The sequence below is a fragment of the Streptomyces sp. NPDC043876 genome, from assembly GCF_056435825.1.
Map to the genome: position 1 here is coordinate 212,540 of NZ_JBWKDV010000002.1, position 26,645 is coordinate 239,184.

Below are 26,645 nucleotides of genomic sequence, written 5' to 3' on the forward strand. Positions count from 1 at the left end.
GCCGCCCGTCAGGCCGAGGCGTGCCGGACCAGGAAGTCGCCGACGCGCGGCGAGCGCTGGTGCGGGACCAGCGTGCGGGCCGTGCCCGCCAGGATCGACTGCACCCGGGTCGACTGCACCTCGGCCAGCAGGTCCAGGACCCGGTGGCCCGCCCAGGCCGCCTCGTCGGGGGCGCCCGCGCGGGCCAGGTCGTCGGCCAGCTCCGAGGTGTAGAGGGCGACGTTGCGGGCGAAGTGCGGGTCCTGGAGGTCGGCGGCCCGCCGGGCGTGCCGGGCGGCGCGGGAGTACTCGCCCAGCGCCGCCCAGCAGCGGGCTTCCAGGAACTCCAGCTCCGCCTCCCCGAAGAAGGACATCCACTCCGGGTCGGCGGCGGCCGGGCCGCGCGAGAAGTGCGTGTGCGCCCGGGTCAGCGCGTCCTCGCAGGACCGCCGGTCCGCCATCCCGGCCCAGCCGCCCGCCTCGCGCAGGGCCAGCAGGGCCAGCAGCCGCGCGGAGCCGAGGCCGCGGGCCGCCCGGGCTCCTGCCTGGGCCGCCCGTACGGACTCGCGGGGCCGCCCGCGGTCCCCGGCCAGGAAGGCCGCGTTGCTGAAGGCGTGCGCCTCCAGGGCCGCGTCACCGGAGACCCGGGCGGTGGCGAGGGCTTCCGCGTAGTGCGAGCGCGCGTCCTCGAACCGGCCCGAGTCGTGCGCCAGCCAGCCCACCGAGATGGCCAGTTCGCCCGCGCCCGCCTGCAGCCGGTCCTCGGTGGACTGGCGGGTGGCCCCGGCGTCCAGCAACGCGTAGGCGGCGCGCAGCGGTTGGGCGGCCTTGCGGTACAGGGCGTCCGCGCCGTGCCGGTCGTCCAGCAGGCGGATCTGGCGTACGGCGTCCTCGACCGCCGCGGCCTCGGCCGCGCCGGCCCGGGCGGGGGTGCGGCGGTTGTCGCCGAGCAGGGCGAGGTTCAGCGTCGCGGCTGCCGCCACGGTCGCGGAGCCGCCCGCCATGAATGCGCGACGCAGCACGTCGCTCTCCTTGGAGGAATGCGTGGAGCCTGGGAACAGGGACAGGGGTGGGGAGGGGACCCGCGGGGTGGGGACCCGGTGCGCGGACCGGCCGCGGACCGCCTCGCGCGGGGAGAAACCGAGATCGAGGAGCGTGTGCCCGGGGAACATGTGCAGAAACACGCGTTCGTAGGCGTAGTTGGGACAGCGGATCTCCCCCGACTCGACCCGTCCGATGTAACGGGCGTCGCAGGAAACCGTTTCTCCGATCTCTTTCGCCGCCCGGCGCACCAAACCCGCGAACTCGGCGGGGGAGCGCTGCCCGCGGAGCCGTCGGAACGCCGTGTTGGGTGAGTGGGGGTACGCCGCCATGGACGTGGCCTCTCTGGCGAGGAACGCTGCCGGCGATCTGGAGTTCCGGCGCGCATGAACGTACCGCCGACGCAGGCGGGTTCACACGGTGTTTGCCTACAAAACGGATATCTCACCCGCGATCCGCCATGAACTGCCATCCTTTGCGGCGTCCTGTCGCCGCACCCGTTGACGACCCCGTGCGTTGAACCATGCGGACCGGGAGGCGACTCCCGGCCGGCACGCGCATCGAGGAGGGGTTCCCTTTGTTGGAGGCCGGCATGGAGAGCACTGCGACAGACACCCTGCCCGAGCCGGGCACGGCCGCGGCGGGCGCTCCCGCCCCGGACCTGGTGACCGTGCCGACCCGCCAGGGGCTGGAGGCGGTGGACATCATCCGCCGCGCCGCGGCCCGGGACAGCGGAGTGGGCCCGGTGCTGCACGACGGGTCTGGCGACACCCTCGGATTCCTGGTGCCGCCCGGCACGGCCGACGCCTGGGACATGCCGGGCAGCGCGTGTACGCAGACCAACGGCCGGGGCATCCGGCTGTTCGGCGAATCCCCCGCGGCGGGCGGCACCGGCTGGCTGCTGCCCCCGGACTCCACCGGTCCGGTCACCGACCCGGTGGTGCTGCGCGCCGCCCTCGGCGAGGCCGCCCGGCTGATCGAGGCCGCCGACAACTGCCGCTGACCACCGGGACGGGCCCGTGAGCTGGGACGACGTCATAATGACGGCATGGCTAAGGGCAGGCAGCGCGGCGAACGGGGCGGCAGCGGGAGCGGGAGCGCGAGCGGCGGCGGTGGCGGGCGGTCCGCGGCCACCGGCCCGCTCACCGGACCCGTCGACGGCGGCACGGCGGAGCTGGCGCCGGACCGCGAGCGCACCCGCGCCTGGACCCTGCTGATCGACGGCGCCCCGCAGTCCCACGTGGACCTCGACGACCCGCGGTACCTGGATTTCTCCTACCAGCGCCGGATCGGGCACCTCATCGACCTGGCCGCCCCCGCCCGCCGGCCCCTCAACGTGCTGCACCTGGGCGGCGGGGCCTTCACGCTGGCCCGCTACACCGCCGCCACCCGCCCCCGCTCCGCCCAGCAGGTCGTGGAAATCGACGCGGGGCTGGTGGCCTTCGTACGGACCCACCTGCCGCTGGACCCGCAGGCGCGGGTCCGGGTCCGGGCCACCGACGCACGGGCCGGGCTCGGGAAGCTCCCGGACGGCTGGGCGGACCTCGTGATCGCCGACGTCTTCAGCGGCGCGCGCACCCCCGCGCACCTGACCAGCGCCGAGTTCCTGGACGACGTACGCCGGGTGCTGAACCCCACCGGGTGGTACGTCGCCAACCTCGCGGACGGGCCGCCGCTCGCCCACCTGCGCGGCCAGATCGCCACCGCCGCCTCCCGGTTCGGGCAGCTGGCGATGGCCGCCGATCCGGTGGTGTGGCGGGGGAAACGGTTCGGCAACGCGGTGCTCGTGGCCGCCGACCAGGAGCTGCCGGTGGCCGAGTTCACCCGCCGGGTGGCGAGCGACCCGCATCCCGGACGGGTCGAATACGGCCGCGAACTGGCCGCCTTCGCGGGCGGCGCCGCGCCGGTCGCCGACGCGACCGCGGTGGCCTCGCCGGTACCGCCGCCGTCCGTCTTCCACTGAGGGGCCCCGCCTACGCGGTCCCGGACGGCGCGCTGCGGCCCAGCGCCCGGCGCAGCAAGCGCACCCGCAGCGACCAGCGGGCCGGGCGCGGCAGGTGGCCGGTCGCCGCGCGCTGGAGGTTGTCGAAGAGGTCCTGGAGCAGGGCCTCGTGCAGCCAGCGGATCATCAGCGGCCACAGCAGGCGCATCCGCCCCTCCAGCCGCCCCCGCGCCACGTGGGCGATCCGGCAGCGCTCCGGCCCCTCCGGGATCACCACGAACTCGTGGTGGCCGTCGAGGCCGCGCCCGGGGGCGAAGGCGAACCGTATGCGCCGGCCCGGTTCGTACGCGACCACCGCGTAAGCGATCCGCCCGTGCCCGCCGCGCGAGCCGACGGCCGGGCCGGCGTCGAGGACCAGCGGAGGCCAGGCCGGCGCGGGCCAGATCCGGTCGTCCGGGGTGCCCAGCCGGTCGAGGAGTGCGCCGACCTCGGTGGCGGGGGCGTCAATGGTGCGTTCCTGCACGTTCTGCACGTCGTCTCCCTGCATGCCCTGCACGGGTTTCCATACGGAGGCGTATGGACTGACCGTACGGTAGCGTATGGACGTGGAACGAAGCAGACGACGGCTCACGGCGGACGACTGGGCGGCGGCGGCGCTCGACGCGATCGGCGAGCGCGGGCTCGCGGCGGTGGCCGTCGAGCCGCTCGCGGCGCGCCTCGGCACGACCAAGGGCAGCTTCTACTGGCACTTCACCCACCGCGACGCGCTCATCGAGGCGGCCCTCGCGCTCTGGGAACGCCGCTTCACCGAGGCGACCATCGCGGACCTCGCCGCCGAGCCCGACCCGCGGGCCCGGCTGCGCATCCTGTTCACCCGGGTGACCACCGGCCTCGGGCGCGGCGCCGCGGCGGCCAACCTGCTCGCGGCGGCCGACCACGAGCTGGTGGCGCCCGTGGTGCGCCGGGTGGTGCGCCGTCGGCTCGACTACATCACCGGGCTGTTCGAGGAGATCGGCTTCCCGCCGGAGACCGCCGCGCGGCGCGCGGCGCTCGGCTACACCGCGTACGTCGGGCAGGACGAACTGGAGACGAGACTGCCGGGGGTGCTCCCGCTCGGCGGCGCCGAGGAGGGCCGGGTGGCCGCGCACGTCGACGCGGTGCTCGAACTGCTCCTGCACGGGGCCCCGGAGACGCCCTAGTCACCCGCCCGGTCAGCGGTCGACGAGCTCGACCAGCGGCGGGTGGCCGTTCCAGGTGCAGAAGACGGACGCCGTGCGGTCGTCGCGGGTGAAGTCCACCCGGATCCACTGGGTCTGCTTCCACACCTGCATCCGCCAGCCCGCCTCCGGGGTCGCGGAGACCAGCTGGCCCGCGGCGCCGCCGACGTCGAGGACGACGCGGCCGCCCGAGACCGAGTAGCTCCTGACGCTCCCGGCGGCCTCGTCCGAAGGACGGCCCTGCGGCTGCTCCAGGGGCGCGGCAGAGGTCGTTCGGGGAGCCGGGGACGGTGACGGCGGGGGCGGGGACGCGGCGGCCGACGGGCCGGGGGAGGGCGTGGCCGACGGGGAGGGGGAGGGCGGGAGGGCGTCGCCGGTCGAGGAGGACCGGGGCAGCGCGGTCAGCGGCACGGCGCGCGGAGGATCGTAGACGGTACCGGACATGACGGTGTGGACGCCCCACCAGGAGAGCGTCACCGCGGCTCCGGTCGACAGCGTCCAGGCCAGTGCGTGGACCAGTCCTCGTTGCATCAGGGGACATCCTGCACCACCCGTCCGAGTGGCGGTCCGGGGCCTGCGGTACCACCCGAATGGCGTACGGTGCCGCTCATGGCAAGTGTGCTCGTGGTCGAGGACGACCAGTTCGTACGTTCCGCCCTCATCCGGCACCTCACCGAGGCCTCCCACACCGTGCGCAGCGTCGGGACCGCCCTGGAAGCCCTGCGCGAGGTCGCGCACCACTCCTTCGACGTGGTCGTCCTGGACCTCGGGCTGCCCGACCTGGACGGGTCGGAGGCGCTGAAGATGCTGCGCGGGATCACCGACGTACCGGTCATCATCGCGACCGCGCGCGACGACGAGGCGGAGATCGTCCGGCTGCTCAACGACGGCGCCGACGACTACCTCGTGAAGCCGTTCTCCGTCGAGCACCTGTCCGCCCGGATGGCCGCCGTCCTGCGCCGGGCGCGCGCGGCCGCGGGCGGCGAACCGCCCTCGCGGGTGCTGCGGGTGGGCGGGCTGGCGATCGACCCGCTGCGGCGCCAGGCCGAGCTGGACGGGACCGCACTGGACCTGACCCGGCGCGAGTTCGACCTGCTGGCCTTCCTGGCCGGGCGGCCCGGGGTGGTCGTGGCGCGGCGGGAGCTGCTGGCCGAGGTGTGGCAGCAGGCGTACGGCGACGACCAGACGATCGACGTCCACCTGTCCTGGCTGCGCCGCAAGCTCGGCGAGACGGCGGCCGGCCCGCGCTACCTGCACACGCTGCGGGGTGTGGGCGTCAAGCTGGAACCGCCGTTGTGACCGGTGCGCGAGGCGGACCGGGCGGGCGCGGCGGTCCGCGATGAGGTGGGCGCTCGTCAAGGTGTGCCTCGCCGTGACCACCATGGTCGTCGCCGCCTTCGCGATCCCGCTCGGGCTGGTCGTCCGCGAGATGGCCGGCGACCGGGCGTTCTCCAACGCCGAACGGCAGGCGGCCACCATCGGCCCCACCCTCTCCATCACCACCGACCCGCTCCAACTGCGCAAGGCCGTCGAGTCCACGCAGGCGGGCGCCGCCCACCGGATGGCCGTGCACGTGCCGCCGGTGGGCGGCGGCCCGGCCGTCGACATCGGCGGACCCGGGGAGGACGGCGCGGGCTGGGCGGGGGCCCGGGCGGTCGCCGAGACCCGCTCCTACGGACGCGCGATGACCACCTCGGTCCCGGGCGGGGGATCGGCGCTGCTCCAGCCCACCGCCCTCGGCTCCGGCGACATTGCGGTGATCGAGATCCACGTGCCCGAGCGCGAGGTCAGCAACGGTGTCACCACCGCCTGGCTGGTCCTCGCGGGAGTCGGACTCGCCCTGGTCGTGGGCTCGGTGGCGGTCGCGGACCGGCTCGGCGCGCGCCTGGTGCGCCCCGCCGAACGGCTCGCCGACGCCGCCCACCGGCTGGGCGAGGGGAAGCTGGGGGCCCGGGTGCCCGAAGAGGGGCCGAAGGAACTCCGGTCGGCGGCCGTCGCGTTCAACTCCATGGCGGACCAGGTCGTGGAACTCCTCGCCGGCGAGCGGGAGCTGGCCGCCGACCTCTCGCACCGGCTGCGGACACCGCTGACGGTGCTGCGGCTCAACGCGGCCTCGCTCGGGGAGGGTCCGGCGGCCGAGCAGACCCGCGCCGCCGTCGAGCAGCTGGAGCGCGAGGTGGACATCATCATCCGCACCGCGCGCGAGCAGCGGCCCGCCGCCGCCCAGGGGTTCTCCGGCGGCGGGTGCGACGCCTCGGAGGTGATCCGGGAGCGGATGGACTTCTGGTCGGCGCTGGCGGAGGACGAGGGCCGCGAGGTGCGGCTGGCGGGCGTGGACGGGGTCGTACGGATCCCCGTGGCCCGGCCGGAGTTGTCGGCCGCGCTGGACGCGATGCTCGGCAACGTCTTCCGGCACACCCCCGAGGGCACCCCCTTCGCGGTGGACGTGCACGACGCCGGGGACGCGGTGATCGTGCTGGTCTCGGACGCGGGGCCGGGGATCGCCGACCCGGACGCGGCGCTGCGGCGCGGGAACGACGGGGGCCGGGACGGGTCCACGGGGCTCGGCCTGGACATCGTGCGCCGGGTCGCGGAATCGACCGGTGGGGACGTACGGCTGGGGCGCTCGGTGCTCGGGGGGACCGAGGTACGGGTGTGGCTCGCGCTGGACGGGCGGACCCGCGGCGGGCCGGACGGCGCGCGCGGGCGCCGGGGGCGGCGCAAGCGGGGCCGCTGAGCGGATCGGCGGCAGCGCGGGCGAGGGCCGGCGGCTGCGGGGCGGCGAAGGCGGCTCAAGGGGGGTAACCGCAGGCGGGCGGGGGCGCGCCTCGTGAGGGGCGCGCGGCCCGGTCGGTACGGTCCGGCGCATGGACACCCTTCTCTTCGGCGGGCTCCTCGCCACGCTGGTCACGATGTGCCGGGACTCCTCCCGCAGACTCGTGCTCGCGGCCTGGTGGGTCGCACTGGTCGCCGTGATCCTGCTGATGGCGCACCACGTCACCGGCGGCCTCGCCCTGACCCTGAGCTACTGACCGCCGTGGCCGCGATGCGCAGCATCATGCCCGAGGCCCCGCTGGCCGGCGGGCTGCTGGGACGGGTCCAGTACTGGTTCGCCTGCGTCTTCGCCATCGGCTGGACGGGGGTCGTCTGCGGGGGCCTGTTCTTCCAGTTCGTGCTGTGGGAGTACCCCTGCCCGCTCTGCGTGGTACAGCGGATGTTCATGCTGCTCGCGGCGATGGGGGCGGCGTCCATCATCCGTACGGGGATCGGTACGGGGGCGGTGACCGGGCGGGACTACATGACGGGCTGGGGGCTGGCCCTGGTCGCGGTGACCGCCGGGTCCTTCGCCTCCTGGCGCCAGACGATGCTGCACGTCCTGCCGGGGGACAAGGGGTTCGGGAGCGAGGTCTTCGGCCTGCACCTGTACGTGTGGGCGTGGGTGCTCTTCCAGGCCTCGGTGGTCGCGATCGGCGTCGTACTGGCCTTCGCGCACGCGACGGCGGACCGGGCGGTGCCGGAGGACGGGCCGTACCGGGCGGTCGGGGTGTTCGCGCTGTGGTTCCTCGGCGTGGTGATCGCGGTGAACGTGGTGGCCGTCTTCTTCGAGGAGGGGTTCCACTGGTTCCTCCCAGACGACCCGACGAGGTACCGGCTGCTGTACGACCTCGGCATCCTCGGCTGAGGCCCGGCGCGCCCCGGCCGTGCCCGCCCCTGACGGGTGCGGCCGCGTTGCCGGGTGCGGGGGGCGCGCCGAGGGTGGGCGTGACGGAAGGAGTCAGCATGAGAGTCATGCTCCGCGCCCACTTCGACACGGCCGCCGCCAATGAGGGCATCCAGAACGGCACCATGAGCGAGATGGTGGGCAGGCTGATGGAGACCCTGAAGCCCGAGTCCGCCTACTTCGGCCTGTCCGAGGGGGTCCGGTCCTGCTGGATCGTCTTCGACATGCAGGACAGCGCCCAGCTGCCGCCGCTGGCCGAGGACCTGTTCATGCAGGTCAACGCCGAGATCGAGATCTTCCCCGTGATGAATCAGGACGACCTCGCCAAGGGGCTGCGGGCGCTCGACCGCAGGGCCGGCTGACGGGCCGCCCGGCGCCGCTCAGGGGGCGGGTTCGTCCGCCGCGCCCGAGGCAAGGCGCCGGGCCTGGGCGCGGCCGACCTCGGCGGCGCGGTGCAGGTAGTCGGCGATGACGGCCAGTTCCGTGTCCGAATAGCCGGCCAGGACCTCGCCGAAGGCGCGGCCCGGGGCGTCCCAGGCCGCGCCGATGCGTGCCCGGGCCTCGGGGGCGAGGGCGACCAGGGAGCGGCGGCGGTCGTGGGGGTCGGCCCGGCGCTCGACGATGCCCGCCTTGACCATCCGGTCCACGAGGCGGGTGGCCGAGCCGGAGGTCAGGCCGGTGAGGCGGGCGATGTCGCCGGTGCTGACGGGGCCGGGCTCGATGTCGAGGAGCGCGATGCACTGCAGGTCGGTGGGGTGCAGACCGACGTGATCGGCCATGGCCTGGCTGAAGAGGGAGTAGTCGGCGTAGTGCCGCTGGCTCTCGGTGACGACGCGCGCGAGCAGTTCGGCGCGGGTCCACGGCTGCGAGTCACCGGGCTGGGAACCACCCGAAGGAAGTGAATCTGTTGACATCGGCTTCTCCATGCTCCAGATTTGTCTGTGTGACGCAGAGGATGTGTCGCACAGAATCTGCGCCACGTCTTCATCTTAACCGGGCGCACCACCGACGTGAAAGGAACCACCCGCCATGACGATCCTCGTCACCGGAGGCCGCGGAGCCATCGCCCGGGGCCTCGCCGCGCTCCTCGCCGAGCGCGACGTCCCCTTCCGGCTCGCCTCCCGCGAGCCCGGAGCGGCGGGAGGCTCCGCGCCGCCCGGCGCGGTCCACTGCGACCTGACCGACCCCACGACCTTCCCCGCCGCGCTCGACGGCATCCGCTCCGTCTTCCTTTACGCCGCCGCCGAGGGCATAGACGACTTCCTGGCCGAAGCCGTCCGCGCCGGGGTGGAGCACATCGTGCTCCTGTCCTCCTCCAGCGTGCTGGCTCCGGACGCCCGCGAGAGCGCCCTGGCCGCCTCCCACCTCGCCGTGGAGGAGGCCCTCCTGGCCGCCCCCGTCCGGTCCACCCTGCTGCGCCCCGGTTCCTTCGCGAGCAACGCGCGGAGCTGGTCCTGGCCCATCCGCTCCGGCGAGCCGGTGCTCCTTCCCTACCCGCACGCGCACAGCGACCCGCTGCACGAGGCGGACCTCGTCGAGGCGGCCTTCGCCGTCCTCGCCGATCCGGGTCCGGACGGCCGGGCCCACCTCCTCACCGGGCCCCGGTCGCTGACCTTCGCGGAGCAGCTGGAGATCCTCGCCGAGGTGCTGGGCCGGCCCGTCCGCTTCGAGACGCTCAGTCCGCAGGCGTGGAAGGAATCCGTCGCCCAGTACGTACCGGGCCCCTACGCCGACTCGCTGCTGGCCTACTGGGCCGCGGGGGACGGGAGGCCGGTGGAGATAACCGGCGACCTCCCGCGCCTCACCGGGCACCCGGCCCGCTCCTTCGCCGACTGGGCCGAGGATCACGCCGCCGAGTTCGCGGGCGCGTGAGCGCCCCGCGGACCGCGCGGCCTACCGCACCGGGGAAACGCGAAGGGCCCCGGTCCGCTCGCGCGAACCGGGGCCCTTCCACAGGGTGAGTGACGGGACTTGAACCCGCGGCCACCTGGACCACAACCAGGTGCTCTACCAACTGAGCTACACCCACCATGCCCGGCGGGAATCCCGACCGGCCGATTAAAAGGGTACAGGGTCCGAGAGGGTGCTCGCTCCCACCTTTTCCCCGGCCCGCGGGGCCCCGCGCGGCAGGCCGCTATTCAGCGGGGATGACGTGCTTGGCGGCGATGGTCCGGGCGGTGTCCGAGTCCGGCCCCGGCTGCGGGACGAAGACCGCCTCGCGGTAGTAGCGCAGCTCGGCGATGGACTCCTTGATGTCCGCGAGCGCCCGGTGGTTGCCGCTCTTGGGCGGACTGTTGAAGTAGGCCCGCGGGTACCAGCGGCGCGCCAGCTCCTTGACCGAGGACACGTCCACGATCCGGTAGTGCATGTAGGCCTCGAGCGTGGCCATGTCGCGCAGCAGGAAACCGCGGTCGGTGCCGACCGAGTTCCCGCACAGCGGGGCCTTGCCCGGTTCCTTCACGTGCTTGCGTACGTAGGCCAGGACCTGGGCCTCGGCATCCGCGAGGGTGGTCCCGCCGGCCAGCTCGTCGAGCAGGCCGGACGAGGTGTGCATCTCGCGCACCACGTCGGGCATGGTCTCCAGGGCGGCGTCCGGCGGGCGGATCACGATGTCCACGCCTTCGCCGAGCACGTTGAGCTCCGAGTCGGTGACCAGTGCGGCCACCTCGATAAGTGCGTCGTCCGCCAACGAGAGCCCGGTCATCTCGCAGTCGATCCACACCATGCGATCGTTCATGCGTCCCACCTTATGCGGAGCTTTCCTTTCCACGGACCCCCCGGAGGGCGCCGGTGATGCACCCGCCGGACGCGCAGGTGCCCCCGGCCCTGATCAAGGGCCGGGGGCACCTGCCGTTCAGCGGTGTCCGCCCGGGGCGGGGACTACGCGTGCTCGCGCAGGACCCGGCCGGGGGAGTACAGCTCGGTCACCGACGGTCCGGTGGCCGCCAGGGCGGCCGCGGCCCGCTGGGGCTGCGGTGTGCGCTGGTGCGGAACGGGCCCGTCCGAGAGCTGCCCCACCTGTGAGGCGTCGGCCTGCGGCCGGCGCGCCCGGTAGGCGGAGCGGTAGGCGGCGGGAGAGGACCCCAGCTGCCGGCGGAAGTGCCCGCGCAGTGCGACCGGCGAGCGGAAGCCGCAGCGGCCGGCCACCTCGTCGACCGAGTAGTCGGAGGTCTCCAGCAGCCGCTGCGCCTGGAGCACCCGCTGGGTGATCAGCCACTGCAGCGGCGCGCTGCCGGTCAGCGAACGGAACCGCCGGTCGAAGGTGCGCCTGCTCATGTAGGCGCGCGCCGCCAGCGTCTCCACGTCGAACTGCTCGTGGAGGTGCTCCAGCGCCCAGGCGACGACCTCGGCGAGCGGGTCGGCGCCGATCTCCTCCGGCAGCGACCGGTCGAGGTAGCGCTCCTGGCCCCCGGTGCGGCGCGGCGGCACGACGAGTCGGCGGGCCAGTGCCCCGGCCGCCTCGCTGCCGTGGTCCGTGCGCACGATGTGGAGGCACAGGTCGATTCCGGCCGCGGTGCCCGCGGACGTCAGCACGTCGCCGTCGTCCACGAAGAGTTCGCGCGGGTCGACATGGACGGACGGATACCGCTTGGCCAGCGTCGGCGCGTACATCCAGTGCGTCGTCGCGGGCCGGCCGTCCAGCAGACCGGCGGCGGCGAGCACGAAGGCCCCCGTGCACAGTCCGACGATCCGGGCCCCCTCCTCGTGCGCCTGACGCAGTGCGTCGAGCGCCTCGGGCGGCGGCGGCGAAGTGATGGAGCGCCAGGCCGGAACGACGACCGTGCCTGCCCGGGCGATCGCCTCCAACCCGTACGGCGCGGTCAGTTCGAGTCCGCCGGTGGTCCGCAGCGGACCGTCCTCCCCGGCGCACACGAGCAGTCGATAGCGTGGAACTCCCGCGTCCTGCCGGTCAATGCCGAACACGGAGAGTGGAATGGAACTCTCGAAGATCGGACCGCCGCTGAAGAGCAGCACCGCAACAATTTCCCTGCGGCGGCGCCCTGCGAGCTTCCGGCCGGCGTCCGCGACGACAGCGGTGGAATCCTGGCTCATGGCGCTAAGCCCCCCTTGGGTGTCGCGACTCCTTGGTCTGGTCGCACCTGCACGTTTCCCCTCGGCCTTGCACGTGGATCCCCCGCCGTAAAAACATGATCGAATCTACTGCGTCCCGTGGTGTCGGCGTGACAAGTTCAGCACGCAGCGCTATGTCGACTTGGCAACTTGGCGAAAAGCATTCGATCAGGAACCCTTCCACTCCGCCAGGCGGGTGGGAAGTGCGCCGTCGGCCCCTGGCCAGTACGCATAGGGTCAGAGCGTTCCCCCGGCGCCGTCGTCCCTGGTGGTGGGGCGCTGGGCCGGACGTTCCGGCAAGGGCGGGGTCCGGAAGTGAAGTTGGCTGAAAACGTGCGGGCGCGCGTGTGCGAATCAGTCATTCGTGGGGGGAAATCCCGCCGGACCCGTGGCAGCCGCGGTGGGTTCCGGCCCCCGGGCGGGAGTGCCGGCCGCGGGGCGCGGAGCCCGGAGGCAGGGCCACCGGAACCCGCGCGGCGGCCCGCAGGGTCTTCTCCGACTGGCGCAGCATCACCCGGCACACCGCCGTGACGGCCACCAGGCCCAGGGTCGCGACCGCGGCCCCGCCGAAGGAGGTCCCGTAGACGACGAGGACCACGGGGACGAGCAGGCAGCTGAAGGCGGCCCAGCGCACCACGTCACCCGCCGGATCGGCGCCGGCCTCCCGGGCGGGGAGCACGGACGAGTGAAAGCAGCGGCGGCGGGACGGGGCGAGGGAGGCGCGTGAAGAGGGGAGGGGTGGAGCAGGCGGGGTCGGCGGAGCTGGCTGGACGGGGTGGACCGGATGACCGGGCACGGCGTACTCCCTGCGCTCTTCCTGGACGGTCGGACCCTTGTCCAACGCCGCGCGGCGGGGCTCGGTCACTGCGCGCAGGGGTGGCTCGTCACTGCCTGTAGGGGACAGCGGCCATTGCCAAGCGGCCCGCGCTCCGGCATGCTCCCTTCGACGCTCTCCAAGGGCGGCAAGGGGCGCCAAGCCCTGTGCACGGCAGGAGTGTCGCCGTACCCTGGGGGTAAGGGCTCGGGAAGATGGTTTCCCGGACAGACCCCCGTCACCCTGAGTCGCCGATTCCGCGCGACCCTGATCCCGAGGACCTTCGCCGAGACGCCCATGGCCGGTCACGAATTCTCCGAACCCGCGGACCGCAAGCGCAAGTCCCTCGCCGACTCCGCGTCGGCGGACCTGCGCGCGGTGGAACAGACGCGTCTCGCCTGCGACCCGGCCTTCCGGCACGGGGTCGTGGTGGGATTCGACGGCTCGATGTCCAGCGAACGCGCGCTCGCCTACGCGATCGGGATGGCCCGCCGCTCCGGCTCCGGTCTGATCATCGTCCATGTGGCCAACCGGCTGCCCACCACGGTGTGGGCGGGCTGTGAGCCGCCGGTCTTCGTGGACGTCCCGGACCACCGCACCGAGGTGCTGGGGCTGGAACTCGCCTGCGCCGACTATCTGGCCGAGGTTCCGTGGATCCTGGTGGAGCGGGGCGGCGACATCTGCCACGAGCTGGAGGAGGTCGGCCGCGAGTACGCGGCCGACGCGATCGTGGTCGGCTCCACCCAGGGCTTCGTCGGGCGCCTCTTCGGTTCGGTGGCCGGCCGTCTCGCGAAGCGGGCCCAGCGGCCGGTCGTCGTCATTCCCTGATCCGGGCTCCCGAACGCCGCCCCCGCGACCCGCACTCCGTCACTGCCTGTGATCGCCCGGTCACGCGTCCCGTGACCCAGCCGTGACCCGCTGAATGGTGGAATGAGCGGTTGTGAAGGGTACATAAAAGCCGCTGGGACCCAGCACAAAACTGCAGATCGAAGGGAGCCCGCCGTGGACAATGACGTCTCTGCGGGAAGCACGGCCACGACGTCGACCCTGGGGCACCTGGCCCTGGGTCTGACCCTTCTCGCGTTCGGAATCGGCCACACCGGCATCATCAGCGGAGTGTCGGCCGCCGATTCCGTCTCGCTCGCCCTGTACATCGGCGGTCTCGCCCTGTTCGTCTGCGGAATCCTCGAATTCCGCGGCGGCAACGGCTTCAACGGCACGGCGTTCGCCGGCCTCGGCGCCTTCTGGTTCACCTGGGCCAGTGGGGCCGGAGACAAGGTGTCCGCGCACGCGGGCGGAACGTTTCTGGTGCTCTTCGCCCTGCTAGCGCTGAGCCTCGCCGTGGGCGCGGCGAGCGGTCTGTTCGGCCAGGGCCTGTACGGCCTGCTGTGCCTCTCGCTGGTGCTGCTCGCCATATCCGCCTTCGCGGGCAGCGGCTCGCTGGCCAAGGTGGCGGGCTGGGTCGCGGCGGTCGCCGGACTGCTGGGCTGGTACGGGGCCACCGCCGCGCTCGCCAAGTGGCCGACGGCGGTCGGCAGGCGCTCGCGCGGGGCCGTCCCCGCGAGCTGACCGCGGGCGGAACGCGGCCGCCCCTCGTGCGCGGGACGCACGAGGGGCGGTTCGCCGCCCGGGGGCGGGACGGCTATTCGACGGTGACCGACTTGGCCAGGTTGCGCGGCTTGTCGATGTCCCGGCCCAGGGACAGCGCCGTGTGGTAGGCGAGCAGCTGGAGCGGGATGCCCATCAGGATCGGGTCCAGCTCGTCCTCGTTCTTCGGCACCACAATGGTGTGGTCGGCCTTTTCCTGCGCGCGGTGGGCCACCGCAAGGATCCGGCCGCTGCGGGCCTTGATCTCCTCCAGGGCCGCGCGGTTCTTCTCCAGCAGGTCGTCGTCCGGCACGATCGCGACCGTGGGCATCGCGGGCTCGATCAGGGCGAGCGGGCCGTGCTTGAGCTCGGAGGCCGGGTAGGCCTCGGCGTGGATGTAGGAGATCTCCTTGAGCTTGAGCGAGGCCTCCAGCGCGACCGGGTAACCGCGCACCCGGCCGATGAACATCATCGACTTGGCCTCGGCGTACTCGGCGGCCAGCGCCTTGATGTCCTCTTCGCCCTCCAGGATCTCCTGGATCTGGGCGGGCAGCCTGCGCAGGCCCTCGATGATCCGCTTGCCGTCGGTGACGGACAGGTCGCGGATGCGGCCGAGGTGGACGGCGAGCAGCGCGAAGGCGACCACCGTGTTGGTGAAGCACTTGGTGGACACCACGCAGACCTCGGGGCCCGCGTGCACGTACACGCCGCCGTCGGCCTCGCGGGCGATGGCCGAGCCGACCACGTTGACCACGCCGAGGACGCGGGCGCCCTTGCGCTTGAGCTCCTGCACCGCCGCGAGCACGTCGTACGTCTCACCGGACTGCGACACCGCGATGTAGAGGGTGTCGGGGTCCACCACCGGGTTGCGGTAGCGGAACTCGGACGCCGGCTCGGCGTCGGCCGGGATCCGGGCCAGGCTCTCGATGAGGCCCGCGCCGATCAGACCGGCGTGGTACGAGGTGCCGCAGCCCAGGATCTTGACCCGGCGGATGCCGCGCGCGTCGCGCGGGTCCAGGTTCAGGCCGCCCAGGTGCACGGTGGAGAAGCGGTCGTCGATCCGGCCGCGCAGCACGCGGTCGACCGCGTCGGGCTGCTCGGAGATCTCCTTGTGCATGTAGGTGTCGTGGCCGCCCATGTCGTAGGAGGCGGCCTCCCACTCCACGGTCTCCGGGGTGGCGGTGGTCGTCGTTCCGCTGGTGGTGTAGGTGCGGAAGTCGTCGGCCTTCAGGGTGGCCATCTCGCCGTCGTTGAGGGTGACGACCTGGCGGGTGTGGGCGATCAGCGCGGCGACGTCGGAGGCGACGAGCATCTCCTTCTCGCCGATGCCGAGGATGACGGGCGAGCCGTTGCGGGCGACGACGATGCGGTCGGCGAAGTCGGCGTGCATCACGGCGATGCCGTAGGTGCCCTCGATGACCTTGAGCGCCTCGCGGACCTTCTCCTCCAGGGTGTCCGCCTGGGCGCGGGCGATGAGGTGGACGATCACCTCGGTGTCGGTCTCGGAGGCGAAGACGACCCCGTCGGCCTCCAGCTTGGCGCGCAGCTCGGAGGCGTTGTCGACGATGCCGTTGTGGACGACGGCGACCTTGTTCTCGGGGTCCAGGTGCGGGTGGGAGTTGTGGTCGCTCGGGGCGCCGTGGGTGGCCCAGCGGGTGTGGGCGATGCCGGTGGTGCCCGTGAAGCGCTTGGGGACCTTCGCCTCCAGGTCGCGGACCCGGCCCTTGGCCTTGACCATCTTCAGGGCGCCGGACTTGGGGGTGTTCACGACCATGCCGGCCGAGTCGTAGCCGCGGTACTCCAGTCGCTGGAGTCCCTCCAGCAGCAGCGGTGCCACGTCACGCTTGCCGATGTAACCCACAATTCCGCACATACGGTTCTGCCCCTCCTGAAGTTCGGTGTGTGTGCCCGCGGCGGCCCCTGGCCGCCCGGCCGGTTCAGCCGTAGACGATGCGGCGCAGCTGCCGCAGCGACAGCTCCGGCGGCGCCACGGCGCGGTGCGGCAGCTCGGCCGCGATGCGCTCGAAGATCTCCGCGTTCACCGCGCCGCCGGACTGCAGCTCGCGGTGGCGGCGCCGGACGAATTCCTCGGCCGTCTCGTCGAAGTACGCGAGGACGTCGAGCACCACCCGGGCGGCTTCGCCGCGGGGGAGCGCGGTGCTGCGCACCAGGTGGTCGACGAGGTCGTCATGCGACGGGCGGCGATCGGGCACCCGTAGATATTGACCGCAGATCGATCGGAACGCAAAAATCCTGCCCGGAATCGGGCAGGATTCAGCTGGTACGGACCAACGGAAGCGAATAATCCGGCCCTGGTCGGTCAGAAACGACGCAAAACGGCCTGCTTCGCGACCGAGAACTCCTCCTCCGTGAGCACCCCCACCCGATGCAGGTCCGCCAGCTCGCGCAGCCGCCGCAGCAGGGCGTCGTGGTCCGCCGCCGTGGTCTGCCCGGCCGACGGCTCCTCGGCCCGGGCCGGCGGAACGGCGTCCCGCGGGGCCGCCGGGTGCGGCATCCGCGCCAGCACGGCCGCCGCCACCAGAGCCATCAGCGGGTCCTTCTTGAAGCCGAACAGCTCCACGGCGTACGGGTCGTACTTCGGCGCGGGAGCGGGCGGCGCGCCCGTCAGGGCGAAACGGAGGTAGCCGTTCTCGATCCCCGCCGCGGGGAACCACTCCACCGACCGCAGGTCGGCCGCCCGGAAGTCCCGCGGGCCCGCGGACCTCTTGGACTCCTCGGTCTTCCAGTTCCAGTCCAGCGCGATCCGGTCCCCGTCGAAGGACACCGATCCGTCCCCCGCGCTCACCGAGAGCGGCACCGCGGGCCCCGGCAGCAGGTAGCCGGTCACGGGCCCTGCGTCCACCCCGTCCAGCAGCAGCGCGCGCCGCACCTCGTCCACGAAGTACTCCGCGACGCCCGCGCGGTCCGCCACCGTCAGCACGTACGGGTCCGAGGCCTCCGGCAGCCGCCCGCCCGCCACCTGGAGCAGGGGATCGGCCCCGTCCCGCAGCCGCAGCCGCAACCGCCCCGCCTTGCGCCCCGGTTCGTAGGAGATCCCCGCCAGTGCCCCCAGCGGCACGGCCACCTCACCGAGGGTCTGCCGCAGCAGCCCCACCCCCTTGTCGTGGCCCGGCACGATGCGCACCGCGTCCCCGTCGAAGCTCCAATTGCCATCCTTCTGGATGATTTCCGCCATGCCCGGATTCTCGCACCGTGCGCACGGCCGTTCCTGGCCTATACCTGGGCTCATGAGAGTCCCGCGCACCTTCGCCGCCCTGCTGGTCCTCATGGCGGCGGTCTCCTGCTCCGCGGCCCAGGGCGACGACGCGAAACCGGGGGCCCCGGCGCCCGTGCTGCCCGCCTTCCAGCGGCTGCTCCCGGCGCCCGAACGGGCCGTGGCGGCCGCCCCGGGCACCGGCTACCCCCTCGGTCCGGGCACGGTGATCCGCGCCGATCCCTCCTCGCCGGACACCCGGGAGGCCGCCGACCGGCTCGCCGAGCAGCTGCGCGCCACCAGCGGCCTGTCGTTGCTGGTGGTGGACAGCGACGAGCGGGAGGGGATCCTGCTGCGGATCGACGAGGGGGCCGCGCAACTGGGGGCGGAGGGGTACGAGCTGACCTCCGGCCCCGGCGCCGTGACCCTGACCGCCCGTACCCCGGCCGGCCTCTTCTACGCGGTGCAAACCCTGCGCCAGCTGGTCCCCGCGGCGGGCGGCGGGCTCGTCCAGGGCGGCACGATCACCGACCGGCCGCGCTTCGCCTACCGGGGCGTCATGCTGGACATCGCCCGCCACTACTTCCCGGTCGGCCAGGCAAAGCGGTACGTCGACCAGCTCGCCCAGTACAAGGTCAACACGCTGCACGTGCACCTGAGCGACGACCAGGGCTGGCGGCTCGCCGTCGACGCGTGGCCGCGGCTGGCGACGTACGGGGGCGCCGGCGAGGTCGGCGCCGGGCCCGGCGGGGCGTGGAGCAAGGAGGAGTACCGCTCGCTGGTGGAGTACGCGCGGGAGCGGCACGTCGAGGTGGTGCCCGAGATCGACATGCCGGGGCACACCAACGCGGCGCTGGCTTCCTACGCGGAGCTGAACTGCGACGGCAAGGCACCCGCGCGCTACACCGGGATCAAGGTCGGCTTCAGCTCCCTGTGCGTGCGCAAGGAGGTGACGTACCGGTTCATCGACGACGTGCTCGGCGAGCTGGCGGAGCTGACCCCCGGCCGGTACCTGCACATCGGCGGGGACGAGGCGCACAGCACCACCGCCGAGGACTACGCGGCGTTCATGGACCGGGCGCAGGAGTCGGTGGCCCGGTACGGGAAGACCGCCGTGGCCTGGCACCAGCTCGCGGGGGCCCGCCCGGCGGACGGGGCGGTGCTCCAGTACTGGGGGACGGCGTCCACCTCGGCCACCGAGAAGGGGAAGGTGGCGGACGCCGCGAAGAACGGGCACCCGCTGATCCTGTCCCCGGCGGACCGGCTCTACCTCGACATGAAGTACGACGCGACGACGGGGCCCGGGCTGACCTGGGCCGGGTACGTGCCGGTGCGCCGGGCCTACGACTGGGACCCGGGGACCTACCTGAGCGGGGCCGGCGTCCCGGAGTCCGCGGTGCTGGGGGTGGAGGCCCCGCTGTGGACCGAGACCATCGGGACCCGGGCCGACCTGGAGTTCATGGCCTTCCCGCGGGTGCTGGGGCTCGCGGAGCTGGGCTGGGCACCGAAGACGGCGCACGGCTGGACGGGGTACGCGCGGCGGCTGGCGGACCAGGGGCCGCGGCTGGACGAGCAGGGCGTGACGTTCTACCGGGCTCCGGACGTCCCCTGGTCGTGATCCGGGGGCCGGGGAGGCCGGGCGCGCCGTGCGAGGGACCGTATCGCACGGCGCGCCCGGCCCGCGGTCACCGCCGAGCGAAGGGCGCGACGGGGTTCTTGAGGGTGCCGACCAGCTGGAGTGCGGCGGCCGGGTCGGCCAGGTCGACCATCTGCTTGTTGTTGCGCAGCTGGAGCCGGTTCAGGCAGGACAGCTGGAACTCCTCGGCGAAGAGGTCGTAGCGCTCGAAGCGCTCCGCGAGCTGCGGCATCGACTCCTGGTAGGCGTGCCCGCACTCGGCGACCGCCCGCCAGAAGACGGCCTCCTCGCAGATGCCCTCCTCTTCCAGGATGGAGCCCAGGAAGCGGAAGAAGCAGTCGAAGACGTCCGTGAAGATCGACAGCAGCTTCATGTCCTCCGGGATGTCCGCCCGGACCCGCTCGACCGCGGGCGGCAGCACCGCGTCCGGGTCCATGACCACGATCTCCTCGGCGATGTCCTTGAAGACCGCCCGCTTCACCACGCCGCCCTCGATGACGAGGATGGTGTTCTCGCCGTGCGGCATGTAGGCGAGGTCGTACTGGTAGAAGCAGTGCAGCAGTGGCACCAGGTAGGCGCGCAGGTAGGAGCGCAGCCACTCGGCGGGGCTCAGCCCGGACTCCTCGATCAGGGCGCCCACGAAGGACCGCCCTTCGGAGTCGACGTGCAGCAGCGAGGCCATGGTGGCCAGGCGCTCCCCGTCGCGCAGGGACTCCACCGGGGACTCGCGCCACAGCGCGGCCAGCATCTTGCGGTACGGGGAGTACCGGTCGGTGGCGCGCTCGTACTGGCGGTGGTGGTAGCCGATGGCCGCCCGCTCGCGGATGATCGAGAAGTCGACCGAGCGCAGCGTCTCGTCGCTCTGGATCAGCTGGTGCAGCCAGTCGTTGATGGCCGGGGTGGCCTCCATGTAGGCGGCGGAGAGGCCGCGCATGAAGCCCATGTTGAGGACCGAGATCGCCGTCTTGACGTAGTGCTTGCCGGGCGCGCTCGTGTTGAAGAACGTCCGGATCGACTGCTGGGCGAGGTAGGCGTCCTCGCCCTCGCCGAGCAGCACCAGCCGCCGGTTCGCGATCTCGGCCGCGAAGGTGACGGAGGTCTTGTTCCACCACTGCCAGGGGTGGACCGGCATCAGGTGGTAGTCCGCGAGGTCCAGGCCCAGCTCCGCGAGGCGCGCCGCGAAGCCCTCGACCGCCTTCTCGCCCAGCTCCGCGCGGACGAAGGAGTCGTGGTCCAGGCCCGCGCCCGCGGTGAAGGTGGAGACGTCCTTGTGCGCGGCGACCCACACGAGGTGGACGGGGCTCGCGGCCTCCGGGGCGTAGGCGCGGAACTCGTCGACGCCGAAGCCGAGGCGGCCGTTGTTGGCCACGAAGCAGGGGTGGCCCTCGGTCATGCCGGTCTCGATGTCCTGGAAGGAGGACGTGGCGAGGACGGCGGCCGGGACCTGCTCCTTGGTGTACTTGAACGCCGATCCGGCGAGCGTGGAGGAGATCTCCTCCAGGTACACCGGCAGCACCTCGGGGCTCAGTCCGAGCGTCTCGCGCAGCTCGATGTGGAAGTCGAGCGCGTCGAGGGGGAGTTCGCGGCCGTCCCGGTGGCGGCTGACCGAGGACTCCTCGACCGCCCAGTGGTCCAGCGCGCGGCGCCGGGCGGTGAAGCGGTACTCCACGCTCCCGTCGTCGCTGCGGACGGCGTAGCGGTCGTCGCCCAGCGGTTCGGGGATCAGCAGGCGCTCGTGCGAGAACTCCGCGAGGCCCTTGCGGACGAGGGCGCGGTTGGCGCGCTCCCACAGTGCGGGGGAGAGGTGGGAGACGGCGTCGGCGAGGTTCATATGGAGGCCCCCTGCGCGGCCGTGGCGGCCTCGAACTGCGCGCGGGTGCAGAAGCTCAGCAGGGCTTCCTTCTCCGGCTTGGTGACGGGGCCGTCGGGCACGAAGCCGACCGCCGCGTTGAGGGCGTGCACGGCGGTGTTGCGGACGTCGGGTTCGACGACCACGCGCGCGGTGGCGGGGTCCGCGAACAGGGCCGCCATGACGGTGGTGATGACGGCGCGGGTGAAGCCGTGCACCGGCCGGTCGCTCGGAGCGACCAGGAAGTGCATGCCGACGTCCCCGGGCCGGGCGTCGTACAGGCCGGCCAGCTCCACCCGGCTCGGGTCGTAGCGCTCCATCAGGAAGGCCGGGCGGCCGTCGTGCAGGCCGAGGAACGCGTCGTGGTGCTCGGCCGCGGCGATCCTCATGTACTCGCGCTCGACGTCCGGCAGCGAGGCGTCCTGCATCATCCAGAACGCGGCCTTCGGATCGGTGACCCAGCGGTGCAGCGTCTCCGCGTCGACGAGGGGGTCCAGCGGCCGCAGGGCGAAGGTGCCGAGGGCCGGATCGGTGCGGGTGAAGGAGACGTCGGTGGTGCTCATGCGAGGCTGCCTTCCGGGGCGGCGAACTGCTGGAACGCGATGGACTTCTCGACCTTGTAGTACTCGCGGCCGAGCAGTTCCCCGATGATGTACGCGTTGCGGTACGCCGCCATGCCCAGGTCGGGCGAGGTGATCGAGTGGTTGTGGACCGTCCCGTTCTGGAGGAACACGCCACGGCCGGTGGTGTCGATGCTGTAGTTGCGGGCCGCGTCGGGGCGGCCGTGGGAGTCGAAGTTGAGGCGGTCGCGGACCGGGGCGAGGAACTCCGGCACGGTGTACTTGTAGCCGGTGGCCAGGACCAGGCCCTCGGTGACGAGGGTGAAGTCGCGCTCCTGCTCCTCCTGGCGCAGCCCCAGCGTGTACGCGCCCGCGGTGGTGTCGTAGGCCGCGGAGTTCAGCGAGGTGTTGGTCAGCAGGGTGGTCGGGACCGGACCCGGCGAGGAGACCTTCTTCTGGTAGAGCAGGTCGAAGATGGCGTTGATCAGCTCGCCGTCGATGCCCTTGAAGAGGTTCTTCTGCGAGGTCTCCAGGCGGTAGCGGGTGTCCTCGGGGAGCGCGTGGAAGTAGTCCACGTACTCGGGGGAGGTCATCTCCAGTGTCAGCTTGGTGTACTCCAGCGGGAAGAACCGCGGCGAGCGGGTGACCCAGTTGAGCCGGTAGCCGTGTACGTCGATCTCCGAGAGGAGGTCGTAGTAGATCTCGGCGGCGCTCTGGCCCGAGCCGACCAGGGTGATCGACTTCTTCTTCTGCAGCTCCGCCTTGCCGCGCATGTAGGCGGAGTTGTGCGTGAAGTCGCCGCCCAGGTCCGCGCAGGCCTGCGGGACGAAGGGCGGGGTGCCGGTGCCGAGGACCAGGTGGCGGGCGCGGTGCACGGTGCCCTGGTCGGTGTGGACCTCGTACAGCCCGGCGGCCTCGTCGTAGGTGACCTCGGTGACGGAGGTGGAGTACAGGACGTTGTCGAGCCGGTCGGCGGCCCAGCGGCAGTAGTCGTTGTACTCGGCGCGCAGCGGGTAGAAGTTCTCCCGGATGTAGAAGGAATACAGCCGGTCCTTGTCCTTCAGGTAGTTCAGGAAGGAGAAGGGCGAGGTGGGGTCGGCCAGCGTGACCAGGTCCGACATGAACGGCGTCTGCAGGTGCGCGCCGTCCAGGAACATCCCGGCGTGCCATTCGAAGTGCGGCTTCGACTCGATGAACAGGCCGTCGAGCTCGTCGATCGGCGCCGTCAGGCAGGCCAGTCCCAGGTTGAAGGGACCGAGTCCGATGGCGATGAAATCGTGCGGCCCGCGGGGTTCACGGAGGTCACGAGGCGTGGACAAGGGATTCTCCCAGGTACTGCTCGGCGTGCGCGGCGAGCAGGTCGAGGACGGCCGCGATGTCGGACGTCGTGGTCTGCGGGTTGAGGAGGGTGAACTTGAGGTACTGGTCGCCGTCCACCTTGGTGCCGGCGACGACCGCCTCGCCCGAGGCGAACAGGGCCTTGCGGGCGTGCAGGTTGGCCTCGTCGACCAGGTCGGCGCGGAACTCGCCCGCGTCCGGGCCGGGGACGTAACGGAAGACCAGCGTGGAGAGCTGCGGTTCGACGACGACCTGGAAGCGGGGGTCGGCGGCGATCAGCTTCCAGCCCTCGGCGGCCAGGTCGACGACCTCGTCGAAGAGCGAGCCGATGCCGTCCGCGCCCATCACCCGCAGGGTCATCCAGAGCTTGAGCGCGTCGAAGCGGCGCGTGGTCTGGATCGACTTGTCGACCTGGTTGGGGATGCGCTCCTCGGCCATCCGGCGCGGGTTGAGGTAGTCCGCGTGGTAGGTGGCGTGCCCCAGGGTGTCGCGCTCGCGCACCAGCACCGCGCTGGAGGAGACGGGCTGGAAGAACGACTTGTGGTAGTCGACCGTGACCGAGTCGGCCCGCTCGATGCCGTCGAGGAGGTGGCGGCGGGTGGGGGAGGCCAGCAGGCCGCAGCCGTAGGCGGCGTCCACGTGCATCCACGCGCCGTGCTCGGCGGCCAGGTCGGCGATCTCCTGGAGCGGGTCGATGGACCCGAAGTCGGTGGTGCCCGCGGTGGCGACGACCGCCATCGGGACGAGGCCCTCGCGGACGCAGTCCTCCAGCTCCAGGGCGAGGACCGAGGTGTCCATGCGGCGCTTGCCGTCGCAGGGGACGGAGATGACCGCCTCGTAGCCGAGGCCGAGCATGGCGGCCGACTTCTTGACGCTGAAGTGGCTGCACTCGGAGGCGAAGATGCGCAGCTTCGGGAGCACCTGCGCCTTGGTGGGGCCGGCCTGGGCGCCCTGGCCGGCCTGCATGACGGTCCGGCAGGCCTCGTCCCGGGCCAGGAGCAGCGCGTGGAAGTTCGACTGGCTGCCGCCGGAGGTGAAGACGCCGTCCGCGCGGGGGCCGAGACCGATGCGCCGGGCGGTCCAGTCGATCATGCGGCGCTCGATGAGCGTGCCGCCGATGGACTGGTCCCAGGTGTCGAGCGAGGAGTTGACGGCGGAGAGGACCGCCTCGCCGAGGACGGCCGGGATGACGACCGGGCAGTTGAGGTGGCCGAGGTAGCGCGGGTGGTGGAAGTACACCGCGTCGCGCAGGTAGACCTCTTCCAGTTCGTCCAGGACGAGGGCCGGGTCCCCCAGCGGCTCGTCGAGGTCGATCCCGTTGATGACCGGGGCGAGTGCGTCGACGGAGATGCCGGTGTGGGGGCGTTCCGTGGTGGCGATCTTGGCGGCCACGCGTGCGACGCCCTCGGTGACGGAACGCCGGTAGAGGTCCGCGGTCGTCTCGTTGAGCAGATGCTGACGCATCAACTGGTTCCTCCGGGGCGGGGAAGAGGCGGGGAGTGGGCTGGCGTTGCTTAGGTTAGCCTAACCTAAGTCGTGCACCAAATAGAGAGGGGCCCCGGCCAAAGCCGGGGCCCCTCTCCCATGTCGCGTACTACAGCGCGGAGTCGGGTTCCTCGCTGGGTGCCTCGCCCGCGTACGCCTCGGCGAGCAGCTGCTCTTCGCTGGTCCCGAGCCGCCAGTACCCGGTGAAGCGCACCGCCCGCCGGTCGACGCGCCGTTCCTGCACGACGTGGCGGCGGACCGCCCGCACCGTACCGGCCTCGCCCGCGATCCACGCGTACGGGGCCTGCGCGTGCGGCACTTCGGCCGCGCTCAGCACCCGGAGGGCCTGGTCGGTGCGCCCGGAGCCCGGCTCCGTGCGGACGATCCAGGTGATGTCCGCGTCCGCCGCGGTCGGGAGCACGATCCGGTCATCCTCGTGCGGCACCTCGAACCAGGCCCTGACCCGGGCGCCGGCCGGGAGCCGGTCCAGGATCGCCGCGGCCGCGGGCAGCGCGGTCTCATCCGCGTACATCAGGATCAGGTCGGTGGCCGCGGGCGGCTGGAAGCGGACGGACTTGTTCTCCGCGACGGCCGGGCCGATCGCCAGGATCCGGCGGCCGGAAACCGCCCTGCCCGCCCAGAAGGAGGCGGGGCTCCCGTCCCCGTGCAGGACGAAGTCGATGTCGATCTCGTCCACGCCCTCCTCCGTGCGCCGCTGCTCGCGCACGGTGTACGACCGCATCACCGGACGTTCCTCCTCTGGCATCGCCCGCCAGGCGCCGAACCAGGTCTCCTCGTCCGTGGACGGGAGCACGGTGTGCTCCCGGTGGGGCGGCGGGAGGAAGAGCGAGAGGCTCTGGTCGTAGCCGCCGGAACGGAAGTTCGCGAGCGAGGGGCCGCCGAACGTGACGCGCAGGAAGGAGTGGCCGAGGCGCCGGGTGCGCAGCACGTCGAGCGCGAAGAACCGGAAGTGGGCGACGGCGGCCGGGGCCGGTGCGGTGACGGTCATGCGGAGGGTCCCCCTGGGAGTCGGTGCGTGCGGCGGCCGGAGCGGGCGCGGTGGCGGGCGCGGGCGGCGTCCGCCACCACTGCCGGGCTCAGCCGAGCTTCTTGGCCTTCTCGATGGAGGCGGCCAGGTCCTCGACGAGCTTGGCGGCCTTGTCGTAGGAGTAGATCGGCTCGGTGACGCGCGGGACGACCTGGCCGGCCTTGACGGCGGGCAGTTCGTTCCAGGTCGGCTTGGCCTTCAGGGCCTCCGGCTGGAGGGCGGAGCTGCGGTTGTCGAGCATGATCACGTCGGCCTTGTACTTGCCGGCGTTCTCCCAGCTGAGGCTCTCGAAGAAGCCGCCCGCGTCCAGCTTCTCGGGGGTGACGAACTCGACGCCCAGCTCCTCGAAGTACTTCAGGTCGGCGGAGGTCTTCGCGGTCGAGACGTAGAACATCTCCTCCGCGCCCGAGCCGACGAGCACCTTGACGCCCGGGTTGGCCTTGGTCGCCGCGCGCAGCTTGGCGGAGGCCGCCTCGAAGCGGGCCTTGGAGTCGACGACGTTCTTCGCGTTCATGTCGGCGCCCAGGGACTTCGCCAGCTCGGCCATCCGCTCCAGCGGTTTCGTGAGGGTGACGTCACCGCCCACCGCGATGGCGGCGGCCGGGGCCAGCTTCAGGATCTTGTCCTTGGAGGCCTCCGGGACGTACCAGTACGCGCCGTCCCAGGTGTTGGTGAGCAGCAGGTCGGGCTGCAGGGCCGCGTACTTCTCCACGTTGAACTGGTCGTAGACGTTGCCGAGGATCTCGACCTTCTTCACGTCCATCGAACCGGCCTGCACGTCCGGCTTGCCGTCCGGCAGGGTCGTCGGGCCGAACACGCCCTTGACCTGGATGCCGTAGTCGTACAGCGCGGCGGCCGTGCCGGTGAAGGCGACGATGTTCTTCGGCTTGGCCTTGAGCGAGACGTCCTTGCCGAGGTCGTCCTTGAACGTCCAGGCGCCCACGCTCGCGCCGGCCGCGTCCGACCCGCCCTTCTCCGCTTTCGCGTCGGAGCCGCCGCACGCGGTGAGCGCGGCGACGAGACCGAGGGCGCCGCCCGCGGCGATCAGACCGCGGCGGGTGAGGAGGGAGGACCGGGACTTGGGCATGTGGGTGTCCGCTTTCGTGCGTTGCAGGGGCCGCTCTCGGCCGTTCGCAACGAAGG

Annotated in this window: 28 protein-coding genes and 1 tRNA gene; 12 read left to right on the forward strand and 17 right to left on the reverse strand. The window is 72.4% G+C overall.

The features are described 5' to 3' along the window. Positions 1-8 precede the first annotated feature (8 nt). On the reverse strand, positions 9-1,352 hold the full coding sequence (locus tag AC0693_RS06145) for a tetratricopeptide repeat protein (protein WP_478801102.1): 1,344 nt from the start codon (positions 1,350-1,352) through the stop codon (positions 9-11). 260 nt (positions 1,353-1,612) lie between these two features. Here AC0693_RS06145 and AC0693_RS06150 point away from each other — a divergent pair, with 260 nt between their 5' ends. Both AC0693_RS06150 and AC0693_RS06155 read left to right on the forward strand, forming a co-directional pair. Continuing rightward, positions 1,613-2,023 carry a hypothetical protein gene (locus tag AC0693_RS06150; RefSeq protein ID WP_469333364.1) on the forward strand — a complete coding sequence of 137 codons (411 nt, stop codon included), beginning with the start codon at positions 1,613-1,615 and terminating at the stop codon, positions 2,021-2,023. 45 nt (positions 2,024-2,068) lie between these two features. Continuing rightward, positions 2,069-2,983 carry a spermidine synthase gene (locus AC0693_RS06155; protein ID WP_478801103.1) on the forward strand — a complete coding sequence of 305 codons (915 nt, stop codon included), beginning with the start codon at positions 2,069-2,071 and terminating at the stop codon, positions 2,981-2,983. Positions 2,984-2,993: 10 nt separating this feature from the next. Here AC0693_RS06155 and AC0693_RS06160 read toward each other — a convergent pair whose 3' ends face one another. Then, positions 2,994-3,494, reverse strand: a complete 501-nt coding sequence (locus tag AC0693_RS06160; RefSeq protein WP_478801104.1) for an SRPBCC family protein — start codon at positions 3,492-3,494, stop codon at positions 2,994-2,996. A gap of 73 nt (positions 3,495-3,567) precedes the next feature. Between AC0693_RS06160 and AC0693_RS06165 the strand changes: the two genes are divergently transcribed. Further along, positions 3,568-4,161, forward strand: coding sequence for a TetR/AcrR family transcriptional regulator (locus tag AC0693_RS06165; protein WP_469333366.1), 594 nt, complete (start codon positions 3,568-3,570; stop codon positions 4,159-4,161). A 12-nt stretch (positions 4,162-4,173) separates the two neighbouring features. Here the strand turns inward: AC0693_RS06165 and AC0693_RS06170 are convergent, their stop codons facing one another. Then, the gene (locus AC0693_RS06170; RefSeq protein WP_478801105.1) at positions 4,174-4,710 is read right to left on the reverse strand and encodes a hypothetical protein; all 537 of its coding nucleotides are present in this window, start codon (positions 4,708-4,710) and stop codon (positions 4,174-4,176) included. 78 nt (positions 4,711-4,788) lie between these two features. Here AC0693_RS06170 and AC0693_RS06175 point away from each other — a divergent pair, with 78 nt between their 5' ends. The 5 genes from AC0693_RS06175 (at position 4,789) to AC0693_RS06195 (ending at position 8,262) form a co-directional block, all read left to right on the forward strand. Next, positions 4,789-5,478, forward strand: a complete 690-nt coding sequence (locus AC0693_RS06175) for a response regulator transcription factor (RefSeq protein ID WP_478801106.1) — start codon at positions 4,789-4,791, stop codon at positions 5,476-5,478. Positions 5,479-5,518: 40 nt separating this feature from the next. Continuing rightward, a complete protein-coding gene (locus AC0693_RS06180; RefSeq protein WP_478801107.1) occupies positions 5,519-6,916 on the forward strand; it encodes a sensor histidine kinase in 1,398 nt (465 codons plus the stop codon). Between the two features lie 130 nt (positions 6,917-7,046). After that, the gene (locus AC0693_RS06185) at positions 7,047-7,211 is read left to right on the forward strand and encodes a DUF5993 family protein (RefSeq protein ID WP_356404628.1); all 165 of its coding nucleotides are present in this window, start codon (positions 7,047-7,049) and stop codon (positions 7,209-7,211) included. A gap of 14 nt (positions 7,212-7,225) precedes the next feature. Further along, positions 7,226-7,861 (forward strand): disulfide bond formation protein B, encoded by a 636-nt coding sequence (locus AC0693_RS06190; RefSeq protein ID WP_478801108.1) that lies wholly within the window; start codon positions 7,226-7,228, stop codon positions 7,859-7,861. 98 nt (positions 7,862-7,959) lie between these two features. After that, positions 7,960-8,262 (forward strand): DUF3303 family protein, encoded by a 303-nt coding sequence (locus tag AC0693_RS06195; RefSeq protein ID WP_478801109.1) that lies wholly within the window; start codon positions 7,960-7,962, stop codon positions 8,260-8,262. A gap of 18 nt (positions 8,263-8,280) precedes the next feature. On the opposite strand, the gene AC0693_RS06200 is transcribed toward AC0693_RS06195, so the two are convergent. After that, positions 8,281-8,814: a MarR family winged helix-turn-helix transcriptional regulator gene (locus tag AC0693_RS06200; protein ID WP_469317523.1), complete on the reverse strand. Its 534-nt coding sequence runs from the start codon at positions 8,812-8,814 to the stop codon at positions 8,281-8,283. A gap of 115 nt (positions 8,815-8,929) precedes the next feature. On the opposite strand from AC0693_RS06200, the gene AC0693_RS06205 reads away from it, so the two are divergent. After that, entirely contained in the window at positions 8,930-9,772 is an 843-nt protein-coding gene (locus AC0693_RS06205; protein ID WP_356404636.1) for an NmrA family NAD(P)-binding protein, read from the forward strand. A gap of 84 nt (positions 9,773-9,856) precedes the next feature. Here the strand turns inward: AC0693_RS06205 and AC0693_RS06210 are convergent. The 4 genes from AC0693_RS06210 to AC0693_RS06225 all read right to left on the reverse strand — a co-directional run bounded on the left by AC0693_RS06210 (position 9,857) and on the right by AC0693_RS06225 (position 12,650). After that, positions 9,857-9,929 (reverse strand) — tRNA-His (locus AC0693_RS06210). Positions 9,930-10,034: 105 nt separating this feature from the next. Beyond that, positions 10,035-10,637: an oligoribonuclease gene (gene orn / locus AC0693_RS06215; RefSeq protein ID WP_356404638.1), complete on the reverse strand. Its 603-nt coding sequence runs from the start codon at positions 10,635-10,637 to the stop codon at positions 10,035-10,037. 143 nt (positions 10,638-10,780) lie between these two features. Continuing rightward, complete coding sequence (locus AC0693_RS06220; protein WP_356404640.1) at positions 10,781-11,953, reverse strand: helix-turn-helix domain-containing protein; 1,173 nt, start codon at positions 11,951-11,953, stop codon at positions 10,781-10,783. Between the two features lie 376 nt (positions 11,954-12,329). After that, positions 12,330-12,650 carry a hypothetical protein gene (locus tag AC0693_RS06225; RefSeq protein ID WP_478801110.1) on the reverse strand — a complete coding sequence of 107 codons (321 nt, stop codon included), beginning with the start codon at positions 12,648-12,650 and terminating at the stop codon, positions 12,330-12,332. A gap of 432 nt (positions 12,651-13,082) precedes the next feature. Here AC0693_RS06225 and AC0693_RS06230 point away from each other — a divergent pair, with 432 nt between their 5' ends. Beyond that, positions 13,083-13,613 carry a universal stress protein gene (locus AC0693_RS06230; RefSeq protein ID WP_478739473.1) on the forward strand — a complete coding sequence of 177 codons (531 nt, stop codon included), beginning with the start codon at positions 13,083-13,085 and terminating at the stop codon, positions 13,611-13,613. A gap of 174 nt (positions 13,614-13,787) precedes the next feature. Beyond that, positions 13,788-14,354, forward strand: coding sequence for an acetate uptake transporter (locus tag AC0693_RS06235; RefSeq protein WP_478801111.1), 567 nt, complete (start codon positions 13,788-13,790; stop codon positions 14,352-14,354). A gap of 73 nt (positions 14,355-14,427) precedes the next feature. On the opposite strand, the gene glmS is transcribed toward AC0693_RS06235, so the two are convergent. The 3 genes from glmS to AC0693_RS06250 all read right to left on the reverse strand — a co-directional run bounded on the left by glmS (position 14,428) and on the right by AC0693_RS06250 (position 17,568). Further along, entirely contained in the window at positions 14,428-16,245 is a 1,818-nt protein-coding gene (glmS, locus tag AC0693_RS06240) for a glutamine--fructose-6-phosphate transaminase (isomerizing) (protein ID WP_356404648.1), read from the reverse strand. A gap of 64 nt (positions 16,246-16,309) precedes the next feature. Further along, positions 16,310-16,585 (reverse strand): hypothetical protein, encoded by a 276-nt coding sequence (locus AC0693_RS06245; protein ID WP_356404650.1) that lies wholly within the window; start codon positions 16,583-16,585, stop codon positions 16,310-16,312. Between the two features lie 107 nt (positions 16,586-16,692). Continuing rightward, on the reverse strand, positions 16,693-17,568 hold the full coding sequence (locus tag AC0693_RS06250; RefSeq protein WP_478801112.1) for a DUF4429 domain-containing protein: 876 nt from the start codon (positions 17,566-17,568) through the stop codon (positions 16,693-16,695). A gap of 52 nt (positions 17,569-17,620) precedes the next feature. Here AC0693_RS06250 and AC0693_RS06255 point away from each other — a divergent pair, with 52 nt between their 5' ends. Continuing rightward, positions 17,621-19,204 (forward strand): beta-N-acetylhexosaminidase, encoded by a 1,584-nt coding sequence (locus AC0693_RS06255; protein ID WP_478739468.1) that lies wholly within the window; start codon positions 17,621-17,623, stop codon positions 19,202-19,204. A gap of 67 nt (positions 19,205-19,271) precedes the next feature. Here the strand turns inward: AC0693_RS06255 and AC0693_RS06260 are convergent, their stop codons facing one another. The 6 genes from AC0693_RS06260 to AC0693_RS06285 all read right to left on the reverse strand — a co-directional run bounded on the left by AC0693_RS06260 (position 19,272) and on the right by AC0693_RS06285 (position 26,589). Further along, positions 19,272-21,053, reverse strand: coding sequence for an IucA/IucC family protein (locus AC0693_RS06260; RefSeq protein ID WP_478739466.1), 1,782 nt, complete (start codon positions 21,051-21,053; stop codon positions 19,272-19,274). Beyond that, a complete protein-coding gene (locus AC0693_RS06265; RefSeq protein ID WP_469333376.1) occupies positions 21,050-21,634 on the reverse strand; it encodes a GNAT family N-acetyltransferase in 585 nt (194 codons plus the stop codon). The genes AC0693_RS06260 and AC0693_RS06265 overlap by 4 nt, the downstream gene beginning before the upstream one ends. Further along, positions 21,631-22,950, reverse strand: a complete 1,320-nt coding sequence (locus tag AC0693_RS06270) for a lysine N(6)-hydroxylase/L-ornithine N(5)-oxygenase family protein (protein ID WP_478801113.1) — start codon at positions 22,948-22,950, stop codon at positions 21,631-21,633. The genes AC0693_RS06265 and AC0693_RS06270 overlap by 4 nt, the downstream gene beginning before the upstream one ends. Then, positions 22,934-24,433 carry a pyridoxal phosphate-dependent decarboxylase family protein gene (locus AC0693_RS06275; RefSeq protein ID WP_469333378.1) on the reverse strand — a complete coding sequence of 500 codons (1,500 nt, stop codon included), beginning with the start codon at positions 24,431-24,433 and terminating at the stop codon, positions 22,934-22,936. The genes AC0693_RS06270 and AC0693_RS06275 overlap by 17 nt, the downstream gene beginning before the upstream one ends. A gap of 130 nt (positions 24,434-24,563) precedes the next feature. Further along, complete coding sequence (locus AC0693_RS06280) at positions 24,564-25,463, reverse strand: siderophore-interacting protein (protein WP_478801114.1); 900 nt, start codon at positions 25,461-25,463, stop codon at positions 24,564-24,566. Between the two features lie 88 nt (positions 25,464-25,551). After that, on the reverse strand, positions 25,552-26,589 hold the full coding sequence (locus tag AC0693_RS06285) for an ABC transporter substrate-binding protein (RefSeq protein ID WP_478801115.1): 1,038 nt from the start codon (positions 26,587-26,589) through the stop codon (positions 25,552-25,554). Between the last annotated feature and the right edge of the window lie 56 nt (positions 26,590-26,645).